Source organism: Bifidobacterium saguini DSM 23967 (genome assembly GCF_000741715.1).
Classification (GTDB): domain Bacteria; phylum Actinomycetota; class Actinomycetes; order Actinomycetales; family Bifidobacteriaceae; genus Bifidobacterium; species Bifidobacterium saguini.
In genome coordinates this window covers 124,275-135,281 of sequence record NZ_JGZN01000003.1, presented here as the reverse complement: position 1 = coordinate 135,281, position 11,007 = coordinate 124,275, and the positions used below count along the sequence as shown (strand labels likewise).

Here is an 11,007-nt window from a genome sequence, read left to right as displayed (position 1 = left end):
CATTTTGTTTGTTTTTAATTATATCAAGCCAATATAAGACATACATAATGATTTGATTAGGGGTACAAGTCATTACAATTATTTAATATCATGTGAGCATTGTTTTATTGCATGCCCCCTGTTAATCATTGCACGGTTTTATCTAAAACTCATTAAACAGCCGCTGTTGTCCCTGTTAGCCTGAGCATGATAAATGATACCTGTTTTACATGAACGGCGTTCTATGACCCCTTTTTGTGTGTTTTAGAACCATGTATGAAATAACCCCCGGTTTGAACGCCGGGGGTTGGTATCAATTACTGAAACTGTTTGTTGTATAGAGAAACTTATAAGTTGTTAGTATATATTCCTTCACTTACTTTTATAATATCATGTGTGCATGGTTTTATTGCAACCCGTTTTCAATAAATTGAAAAAAGAAAAAAAGAAAAAGATAAAATGACACGCGTCCAGCATTTTCAGCACACGATTCAAACACAACCATCATAAATTACGGTGATGAATGTAATAGTTGCGAGAGTGGTAGGGCGTTTTTCGCCGCTGCGTTCTTAAAGCTATCCAGTAGTTAATATAAGTGCGTTCAATGCCTGTCATTGTTAGCATTTTTATTCACTGCTGTTTATGTAATTCATCTATTCTATTTATTGGTTTGTTTGTTTGGCTTTTTTGTGGATATAAAAATAAGAAACCACTTTTAAAGCGGTTTCTTACTTATTCATACATCACCAGTGAATGACATCAAATATGACATTCGAGTTGACATCATAGTTGACATCTGAAAAGGTCGAATCCCATATAGCTATTTGATAGTAATCCAGTCGTAAGATTCCATCACTTGACTTAATTCATCAAACTCTTTTTTGTCATTGAATCCATAATAATTGGATGTTTGAACATTGTTTGTAAGCTCGTTTTTGATTCTTGTATATAGATTTTCAAGAAACTTAGTGGCTTGTTTGTATTGTTCTAATTCATCATCATCAGGTTCATCATATTCATCAATGTTTTCATAGTAGATGTTGATTTCATCACTCATCCATTCCATTAGTTCCTTGATGGTACTGGTTTCAAACCATGACAAATCTGATTCATCAGCTGGTATGCTATCATTCCATCCCTCATTATTGTCAATGATGGTTTGAATGACATCATCGTACTGGTCGTTTTCATTATCATTTAAGTGTTTGTTTTCTAACATAACTTAATCCGTTCTCTTGTGTTTATTCGTTCGTAGTTGTTTTCAATGTTAGCATGTTTTTAATCGTGCGTATAAATCTTGTGCATGATTTTTTTGTGCTACATTATTCAACTGGCATGATGTGAGTTTTATTCCCATAATCACATGTTGAATATGTAATAACCGCCCAGGTATTTACCTTGTTGGTATGAATATGTTGATATGTGAATCTTGTCAATGGTTGCCGTGTTGTTTATATCCGATTCAAGTGGATTGCAATATACGCCGACCATGTTGCAATTAGCTGATTGGTATATTGTGTTTCTCATTCCAACGGTTGGTATTATGTTCTTTTGTAAGTCGACTGGTAGTTTGTTAAAAACCTCGATGTTGACTTTCTTTCTTAATTCAGAATCACGCCATGTTGATAATGCTGTTTTTGTCGTATCAACTGCGAACAGTTCAGGATTGTTTGAATATGAATATATTTCAAATGTCAGTGCTGTTTTCTTACTGGGGTCGCTTGCTTTATCATCGGTGTTCAATCCATATGGCATTGCTACATCGTATTGTTTGTTATCTATAAGAACTTTGCCACCGCCACTGTTATTCAATATGGTTTCATACCATTGGCTTTTATTACCATTCTTACTGATATCATCTGCAATCTGTTTCATTCCATCCGCGTTGTATCTGACCCCGTTCAAGTCATAGTAGAAACCATTGCAATCAGTTATGTTATTGCATATGCCATTAGCAATGGCATGATTGGTTTCTATGAACAGCGCCGTTGTGAGCACGGTCAGTGTTGCAATGAATGCAATTGTTAGTGTTAGTATCTTTTTCATGCATACCGCCTTTTATTTTCTCTTTATCAATCCCATTGGTTGACCTTTTGTAATGATTTGTTCTAACACTTGATTAGCTGTTAAACCGTTTGTAGCCCCCTCGTAAATCAGTTTCTGCCATGTTGGTTTTGTTCGGTTGGGGTAGTACTCGATTGCTGTTAGCATTAGTTCATAGTCAGCATTGAATGTTTGAGCTAACAGTGTTGCACTTACCATTTGTGATGGTTTGTCTACATTTGTGGACTTTTCTTTTTTTGTTTCTCATTTTTGTTTGTCCTTTTTGTCATTGGTTGTGTTTTCATGTTTGATTTCTCTTGCACGGCGTAGCATTCTGAAAATCGTTGCTTCTGATTTTTTGAACTTGATACATAGATCACAGATATCAAAATCCTTGTTTTCTCTATAATCCAATGCTTTCAATGCGTCCTTGTCAGTCCATGTTGGTGGGCGGTTGGTTGTCTTACCTTGTTCATGGGCTTTTTTACGGCCTGCTTCTGTTCGTTCAATGATCATGCGTCGTTCAAGTTGGGCTATTGATGCCATGATTTGTAAGTAAGTGATTCCAACCTGTGTGCTGGTGTCAACGCCCTCTTTAAGAGCTATGAGCGTTATATCCCTTTTATTCCAATCATCAGTTATGTTCACTATGTCTTTAAAGTTTCTACCTAAACGGTCGAGTGAGTGAACAATAACGGTGTCCCCCGGGTGTAATGCAATCTGTAATGTGTTGAAACCGGGGCGTTGCATGTTTTTACCGCTTACTGATTCATCTGATAGAACATGTTCTGCGCCTGCCTTTATAACGGCGTCCTTTTGATAATCAAGTGAATAACCATATTTTGTTTGTTTGTTAGTTGAAACTCTTATATATCCATATTTCATATAAACCCCCTTTAAAGTTGTGTTTAAGTTTCAATTATTAAATATCAATCAAAATCCATACATTTTTGATATTTTTGAAAAAAATAAAGATTTTTCTGTAAAATCGTGTGTTTTTTGATTAAATATTGTCTTTTATCTATCTATCAAATGTTGTAAACTTTTGATAGTGCTATTTTTGAACCAAAAACAGTGTTTGATAGATAACCTGCTGATAATTCATTTTCATAAATATGTTTGAATGTGATATTATTGATTACAACTTGAAACAACGGCGTCCATTGAATTGGACTGGTCGGATTAAGATAGTGGTTTATGACTGCTGTTGAAGAGGCCTGTTTTAAGTTGTTAGTATAATTTCATAGCAATGGTGGAGTGCGCCGGAGTTCTTGTTTTATAGAACAGGTTTAATAGGTGAATCCCTGACAAATCCCATAAAAGTAAGTTCAGGTTGTTTTTTCACATCAGCATGAAAACTGAATGCAAGTCATTGATGTATGCATGATTTTCTAACTCATGTATAACTGATAGGCGTAGGATTTTGAATGGTTCAAGAATTGTAATGGATGCCTGTAAAAGCGGACGATTGTCTTAAAAGTAGCTCAATGATTACAGCGTTTGAACCAGCCTGTTAGAAACTGACATTGAATAGTTTGTTTATATCTGTTCTTGTTAGTGGTAATCTGAAACGCGGGGGCTTACAATCAGCCGGATGGTCGATGGTGGTATATGTGTTGGTTGTAAGTAGGACGGTTGTTAAAATCAGTCAGGCGTGTAGAGGTACAAGGCGGAGCCGTCCATTAAAAATAAACTGTTTCATTTGCAATCAATGAAAGCGTGTAAAAGCCAACAAAATAAGACGCTGTTGGTAGACCTTTTATTCCTATAAGAGATATATTATTATGTGTTAGTGGTTAACAGTGTTGTTAGCATTCATCATTCATAGAACAGTAGGACCAGCATGGACCTTTACGCGGCCGTTTCAAAAAAGCCTGTAAGCGCCCATGCTGGCCTTTTCTTTATCAATCCATGTCATTAGCCGTGTCAGTGTGTGAACGCCGTTCTATGACCCCTTTTTGTTCGTTTAACATGGTATCTATGTTCATTGCTTGTTCTATGCCATAGTTCAAACTTGTCATTTCGTGTAGCATGTTGTTTTCAAATCGTTCCGCCGTTGCTTTCATCATTGATGCTGTTAAGTGTGTATAGTATTCAGTCATGGACGGGTTCATATGTCCAAGGATTGCTTGTGCTATTTGAATGTTTTCGCCTTGTTCTGCTAATTGTGTAGCTGCCATGTGTCTAAATGCATGCAATCTTATGTATGTTGGTTTAGTATCATCATGTAGCATAATTCGATGGTATTCATCTTGTATTCTTTTCCATATGTAAGTTAGATTGTTATAATCAAACGGTTTGTTATTCTTAATGAACAGTGCATGCCTTGTTTCATTTTTCATGTATTCATCATTCAATTTAACAGGTAGTGAAACCGCGTCTTTATGTTTATTGGTTTCATCAAGTATTGCTTGTTTGTACTGCCTGCCAATTGGTATTGTTCTTGAATGAAAATCTGTTAGCTTACCTTTTGTTCCTAATTTCAAATAGTAAGCGCCGTTTTCTTTTCTTAATTGTGTTGATACTGTTAAACTACTATCAGCATAATTCAATGATTCTTGTGTTAATCCTATTAGCTCACTGGCTCTTAATCCTAATGTGAGCAATAAAAACATGTTGTAGTATTCATGGTATTTACATTGCTCGTAAGACAGCATATTGATGATACCTTTTAATGTTAGTATTATCTGATTTGTCTTATCTATTTCCAATGCACGAGTTTTGTTATTATATGCTGGCTTGTTAACACTGTTTGTAGGATTGAACTGGATATAACCGTTCTTAATTGAATATTCAAATAGTGCATGTAATAACTTATAAATCTTGTTCTTATTGCTATCAGTTGTTTCTAATTCATTGAAATACTTGTTTAAAGTTTTTGAATCAACACTGATATCCATATCTGATAAATATGGTTTTATGTGTTTCTTATACATGTTGTTAGTGTTCTTATAATGTTTTTCACTAATTTCATGCTTTTTATCCATTGATTCCAACCGCTCATAAAACACAAAATCAATGGTATGTACTGGTTTTTTTACCGGTACTGGTTTCTTAACTACTGGTTCATCGACACTGATATTGCCCAGTTTTGCCACTCGTGCGAGTTGTTTTTCTATACAACGCTTTTTGTTATCATCGTAAACATAACGCCATGCGCCGTCTTGTTTCCATTTACAACACCATTGTATTCTTTTGTTATGCATTGTTTGAAATGGTTTCATAGCAACAAGTTTAGCAACCATTCAAGACTGCATGAAACTATGGAACCACTGTTATTGCAATGATTCCATAGTTCCACCGGACTGTCCGCTTTACGGTTCGGCGGGTTGTTTGCTTTACGGCAACGGTACTGCAATTTCGGACGGGCTACGCCCGCATTCTGCTGACTCGCCTATCGGCTCGCCACGTTGCCTACAAACAACCCACCGGGTTGTTTGCTTTACGGCAACGTCATAAAGCTGGTGTCTTTGAGGTAGTTTTTGCCAGCGGTGATGTCATACTGGATGAGCTTGTAATCGGCAAGCAGTTGCTTAGTCTCCTCGTCGAAGTCCTCTTCACTCATCGGATTGCCTTCCTGATCCAAATAAATACTCTGCCCTTCAGGAATGCGGTCCCAGCCCTGAATCTTATTGACCACTGGCGGTTCCATAGCAGCAATCTTGGAGTGCATTTCAGTCAGGAATGCAAGATACGGCGATACCTTGGCATCCATATGCTCGGCGGCCTGAGCCACGAAGAAGTTCGGCGAAGAGTAGGCGGCATCATCCGTCTTATTGCCTTGCGAACTGGAAGCCTTGTTCGACCAGATGAAGTAGTCGGTCAAATGCAAGGCCAACGAATTGTTCTCGTCTTCGCTAGCCGAAGAGTAGATGCCAGGCAAGTGGTCGCCATAGAACACCACGGTGACCGGCTTGTCGAGCGCATCGAGCTCATCCAGGAATTCCTGTGTGGCCTGATCGGTAATCTCCACACCCTTCTGATAGGTTTCGATGGACTCCTGCTCATCCTTTTCCAGAGGCGTGCCCGTGGTGGATTCGGCAGTGTAGTCGTTGTTCTTGTACCACTCGTGATACGGCATGTGGTTCTGCATCGTGATGATCTGGATGAACTTGTTCGACTTGCCGGACTTGATGCCCTCGAGCGCCGAATCATACGAAGACTTATCCGAAACATACGGCGAATCGTCGATCTTGTCCTGATACTTGATCACGTCCGGGCCAGTCAGCGTATAGAAGTGTGAGAAACCGAACTTCTTATAGTTCGTGGCGCGCGAATACATGCTGGACTCATACGGATGGTAGCCGAGCGAATTGGCGGGCGCACCCCACATCTGGTTAATGGTCGGTGTCCAATGCGCGCTCGGTACCAGCTGCTGGTATGGGCTGGTCAAGGAAGAATCGAAATTAGCCATGCTCAGACCGGAAAGCCCCATGTATTCAAGGTTCGCCGTGCCGCCACCATAACCGGAGGAAAGCATAAGGCCCGAAGTGGTGTTCTCCTTGATTTTGCGAATATTCGGCATCGAATCCTTATTGACCTTAAGACCCGGCACTCGGCTCGGATCCGAGAAGGATTCGGAAAGCACATACACCACAGTGGAATCGTTGAGGTTGTTGGAGCGGGAGGCGTTGATCTGCTTGGCCGTCTTGGTGTATCGAGCCGCAACCTCCTTCATGGTTTCCTCGGAATAGTTATCCGGCTTTTCCATGACTTTCGGGTTGAGCTGGCGGGTAAAAGCCACCAGCGGACCGTTACGTTGCGCATCATAGACCGAATCCCACATGGACGGCTTATCGCCCATGCCTTGAGAAAGCTTGTTGGCCCAGGAATCAGTAGTGCTCACTTGCATGCAATACAGCGCAAAACCGAGCAACGGTAACAGCACCAGAATGAGGCGAGACGTGAGATTCAGACTCATGTTCTTGGTCTGAATCATACGCCCCTTGCGTCCGTCGAAATGGCGCAATACCAACACGAACGCCAATAGTGCGGCGAATGCTCCAAGCGCCACAAGAATGGTCACATGCGCACCAGCCGGAATGAACGTGAGCATATTACCGGTGTTGGAGCCGAGGAATCCAAGATCCGCAGGCAGAATCGCCTCATAACGAATCTCCACTTTGAAATGCTCAATCGCCGCAACGATAATGCCAGCACCCATAATCACAATGCTTGCTGTCCAGAATCGGTTGAACAGCATCAGCAGCATGAGATACAAAAGTCCAACGAGTATCACGTTGAGCAGGAAAACGAAATTACCTTCCGTCCACATCTTGCTGACGAATCCGAATCCGACCGTGGGGCTGGAAACCTGCACACGGGTGGAACTGGAGGAAACGCCGATTTCAAGCGCGGCAACGGCAACAATGTCAAAAACAACGAACAAGATGCCGTATAGCCAGCCGGGGAATGGCTTATGCGGATGCTTAGGCGTGACCTCGTCCGCTTCAGCTCGACTCTCCCAGAGCCTCCAACGGAACTTGGACGCAGTGTTACTACTCGTATTCCTAATGTTCTCGCTCATTCGCCTACAGTTTCTCGGTTACTTTTCCAATGGCATATTGTGGCCGCATAACCTTGGAAAATCCATAGCGGCACAGTTTTCCTCACTGTTTCCTAACTATTCACCCTAACGCAAAGGGTGCCTTGGATTTTTCCAAGGCACCCGAATATGCACAATGGCTTTCCCAGCGCACTGCCTATTGACTCCGTATTCGCTTTCATATCCGCACAGAAACAGCACAGAGCTTGGTGCAGCTTTGATTCAATACTTACTTTGCAGCTTCGGTGAATTGGTCGACCAGCGCACTCATCCAGTCAAGCAAATCATTGTATTCAGCAGGCATTTGCTCGGTAAGTTCCACAATCGGCACACCAGCACTGTTCGCAGCAGTCGTGATCTGCTCGTTAGTCGAATTGGATTCCTGGGTATTGAGCACCAGCATGGTGATGCCGCCAGACTTCAGCGCATCCTGGAATTTCTTGATATCGGTGGGCGTTGGTTCGCTCTCATTGGCGGAAGCCTGCGCGTAGCCCTTCGGCGTGGCATCTTTCATCTTGAGGTCGTCGGCCAAGTACCATGCCACGGATTCGGTCGCAGCGTATGGCAGATTCTTGGTTTTTGCAGACGCTTCCTCAAGCTTGGTTTCAAGCTTGTCCGCCTTGGCATGCCAGTCTTTGTTGAGCTTGGCATAATCAGCCTTATGCGCTGAATCCGCTTCCTGATAGGCGGCGGTGATGGCATCCGCAGCAGCGGAACGAGCTTTGGCAGAGAACCAGATGTGTGGGTTCCCACCGTCTTCAATACCTGCAGCATCGGCAACATTAACCAAATTAGTGTTGGTTGATTCGGCAGCTTTCACCGCCCAGGCATCGTAATCAGCACCGTTCACAATAGATACCTGAGCGGAGTGGAACTTGGCCACATCTCGGCTTGTAGGCTCGTAATCATGGGCTTCCACATTGGTTTTGCTCATGATGTTGGTGACTTCGACATATTCACCACCAAGATCTTCAGCTATGGAGCCCCACTGGTTGATGGATGCCACAACCTCAAGCTTGCCGCTGTTTGACTCAGCAGTGTTTGAATCACCTGATCCACATGCCGCCAATCCAGCAATCATCAATACCGATGCAGCCAATGCCGTGATCTTCTTCCATGCAGTCATACCGTTGTTTCCTCTTCTACCTTGTGATTACCGCGGTTGACATATTGCACTATAGCATCTATTGAGAACCATTATCATTTTCAGTTCTTTTTGGCGTGTCGCAGTAGTACACAAAAGCCGGCCCCTGCAGATGCAGAGTCCGGCTTTCAATCAAATATTCGGGCAGCAATCACCAATCACGGCTTCTGGCACTCCGGGCACAAACCGAATACCTCCAGCGTGTGGGATTCCACGGTGAAACCATGCCCCTCAGCCACCTTGCGCAGCCAAGATTCGCTGGGCGGGTCGATTTCCACCGTGCGACCGCACTTCTTGCACACCAGATGATGGTGATGCCCATCATCGCCGCACAAGCGGAACAGCTGTTGGCCATCGAGCCTGATCGTGTCCGCGGCGCCCGCATCCGCCAATGCATTCAGCTGGCGGTATACGGTCGCTAAACCGATTTTCGAGCCCTCATCCTCTAACTTGCGGTGCAGATCCTGAGCGGAGATGAACTCCTCACAATCGGCCAATGCCGCACGGATGGCGTCCTTTTGCTTGGTTTGACGTTCGATATGTTCAACCATGCGATAAGGTCACGCCTTCTTCTTCAGGTCATCCCAGCAACCAGTGGCCTCCAGGTCGGCGACCGTGCGTTCCGGATCATCGGTAAGCACGGTAATGTGACCCATCTTGCGGTCGTGACGCACTTCGGCCTTGCCGTAGTCGTGCACGTTCCACTCCGGGTGGCTGGCGATCAGCGCGCGCGTAGGCTCCACATGCTGGCCGAGCACGTTCACCATTACGGCCGGGCTCAGCAGCTTCGGCTCAGGCATAGGCCAACCGGCGATGCCACGGATGTGCGCATCGAACTGATCCATCGAGCAAGCCTCGATGGTGTAGTGGCCGGAGTTGTGCGGGCGCGGGGCGAGCTCGTTGACGATAACCTGATCGTCCTTGGTAATGAACAGTTCGATGGCGAGCGTGCCGGCAAGCTCGAAGCCCTTGGCCAAGCGGATAGCCAGTTCGTGAGCCTCGCGCGCCACATGTTCACTCACCTTTGCCGGCGCGATGGTCATGTGCAGAATATTGTTGCGATGCTCGTTGCGCACGATTGGGAAGGTCACATAGTCCTTACCGTTGCCGGAGACCAGAATCGAGGCCTCGAACGCAAAGTCTACGAAGCCTTCCAAGATGCTCGGTGGGAAGCCACCGCCGCGATCTCCGCGGGCGCGAATCTTCTCCAAATCAGCATCAGAGCGCAGCACCATCTGGCCGTGGCCATCATAGCCACCGGAGACGGTTTTCAGCACGGCCGGGTAGTGAATTTCATCCAGTGCGGCATCGAGCTCATCGAAGTTGTTGACCGCGCGCCACGGAGCAGTGGCGGTGCCGTGATCGTTGATGAACTGCTTCTCATGTACGCGATGCTGAGTCACGCGCAGCAGATCAGTGCCCTGCGGAGCGGCGGCAATGCCACGCACCTCATCAATGGCGTCAGCGTCCACGTTCTCGAACTCGTAGGTGAGCACGTCGGACTGGACGGCGAGGTCATGAATGGCGGTTTTGTCGTCATACTCAGCGGTGATTTGGAAATCAGCCACCTGAGCGGTCGGGCAGTTTGGCGTGGGGTCAAGCACACCGACCTTGAATCCCATGTAGCGAGCAGACAGGGCCATCATACGGCCAAGCTGACCGCCGCCAATAATGCCGATGGTGGAGCCCGGCATCAGCATGGAGACGCGGCCGTTAGTTTCCTCAGACAAGCTGGGCATTGGATTCGGCCACCTTTTCCTTCAGTTCGTTGCGGTAGTCTTCAAGCTTCTGAGCCAGGGTTTCATCGAAAGCGGAGAGCATCTGCACGGCGAGCAGGCCGGCGTTGGTGGCACCAGAGTTGCCCACAGCGGTGGTGGCCACCGGGATGCCACCCGGCATCTGCACGATGGAGAGCAGGGAGTCCCAGCCGGACAAGGCGTGGGAACGGACCGGCACGCCAATCACCGGCAACGTGGTCTGAGCGGCAATCATGCCCGGCAGGTGGGCAGCGCCACCAGCACCAGCGATGATGACCTTAAGGCCGTTCTTGCGAGCATTGTGAGCGAAGTCCGCCATAAGTTCCGGCGTGCGGTGTGCGGAAATGACCTGCTTGTGGTAGGCCACGCCAAACTGGTCGAGGATATCGCAGGCGCGCTTCATGGTTTCCCAGTCGCTGGAGGAGCCCATCACCACGGCGACCTGGGGCTTGGTTTCATTTGCCATTATCATTTACTCCCTAGTTATTGAGAATATGCCCTCACTGTACTCCCCTGACTCCCCTGTTGCGAACTCGCCA

Annotated in this window: 10 protein-coding genes; all 10 read right to left on the bottom strand. The window is 45.3% G+C overall.

What is annotated here, in order from left to right; translation table 11 throughout:
- Window positions 1-799 precede the first annotated feature (799 nt).
- Window positions 800-1,198, bottom strand: coding sequence for a hypothetical protein (locus tag BISA_RS00625; protein WP_033889589.1), 399 nt, complete (start codon window positions 1,196-1,198; stop codon window positions 800-802).
- Between the two features lie 140 nt (window positions 1,199-1,338).
- Complete coding sequence (locus BISA_RS00620; RefSeq protein ID WP_033889588.1) at window positions 1,339-2,025, bottom strand: hypothetical protein; 687 nt, start codon at window positions 2,023-2,025, stop codon at window positions 1,339-1,341.
- Window positions 2,026-2,037: 12 nt separating this feature from the next.
- Window positions 2,038-2,241: a hypothetical protein gene (locus BISA_RS12735; RefSeq protein WP_156099578.1), complete on the bottom strand. Its 204-nt coding sequence runs from the start codon at window positions 2,239-2,241 to the stop codon at window positions 2,038-2,040.
- Window positions 2,242-2,286: 45 nt separating this feature from the next.
- The gene (locus BISA_RS00615) at window positions 2,287-2,907 is read right to left on the bottom strand and encodes a recombinase family protein (protein WP_051917239.1); all 621 of its coding nucleotides are present in this window, start codon (window positions 2,905-2,907) and stop codon (window positions 2,287-2,289) included.
- A 1,019-nt stretch (window positions 2,908-3,926) separates the two neighbouring features.
- On the bottom strand, window positions 3,927-5,267 hold the full coding sequence (locus BISA_RS00610; protein WP_033889587.1) for a tyrosine-type recombinase/integrase: 1,341 nt from the start codon (window positions 5,265-5,267) through the stop codon (window positions 3,927-3,929).
- Window positions 5,268-5,464: 197 nt separating this feature from the next.
- Window positions 5,465-7,549 carry an LTA synthase family protein gene (locus BISA_RS00605; protein WP_033889586.1) on the bottom strand — a complete coding sequence of 695 codons (2,085 nt, stop codon included), beginning with the start codon at window positions 7,547-7,549 and terminating at the stop codon, window positions 5,465-5,467.
- A 247-nt stretch (window positions 7,550-7,796) separates the two neighbouring features.
- The gene (locus BISA_RS00600) at window positions 7,797-8,693 is read right to left on the bottom strand and encodes a metal ABC transporter solute-binding protein, Zn/Mn family (RefSeq protein ID WP_033889585.1); all 897 of its coding nucleotides are present in this window, start codon (window positions 8,691-8,693) and stop codon (window positions 7,797-7,799) included.
- Between the two features lie 176 nt (window positions 8,694-8,869).
- Window positions 8,870-9,262 (bottom strand): Fur family transcriptional regulator, encoded by a 393-nt coding sequence (locus tag BISA_RS00595; protein ID WP_033889583.1) that lies wholly within the window; start codon window positions 9,260-9,262, stop codon window positions 8,870-8,872.
- Between the two features lie 9 nt (window positions 9,263-9,271).
- Window positions 9,272-10,450, bottom strand: a complete 1,179-nt coding sequence (purK, locus tag BISA_RS00590) for a 5-(carboxyamino)imidazole ribonucleotide synthase (protein ID WP_033889582.1) — start codon at window positions 10,448-10,450, stop codon at window positions 9,272-9,274.
- The gene (gene purE / locus BISA_RS00585) at window positions 10,434-10,934 is read right to left on the bottom strand and encodes a 5-(carboxyamino)imidazole ribonucleotide mutase (protein WP_033889581.1); all 501 of its coding nucleotides are present in this window, start codon (window positions 10,932-10,934) and stop codon (window positions 10,434-10,436) included. The genes purK and purE overlap by 17 nt, the downstream gene beginning before the upstream one ends.
- Between the last annotated feature and the right edge of the window lie 73 nt (window positions 10,935-11,007).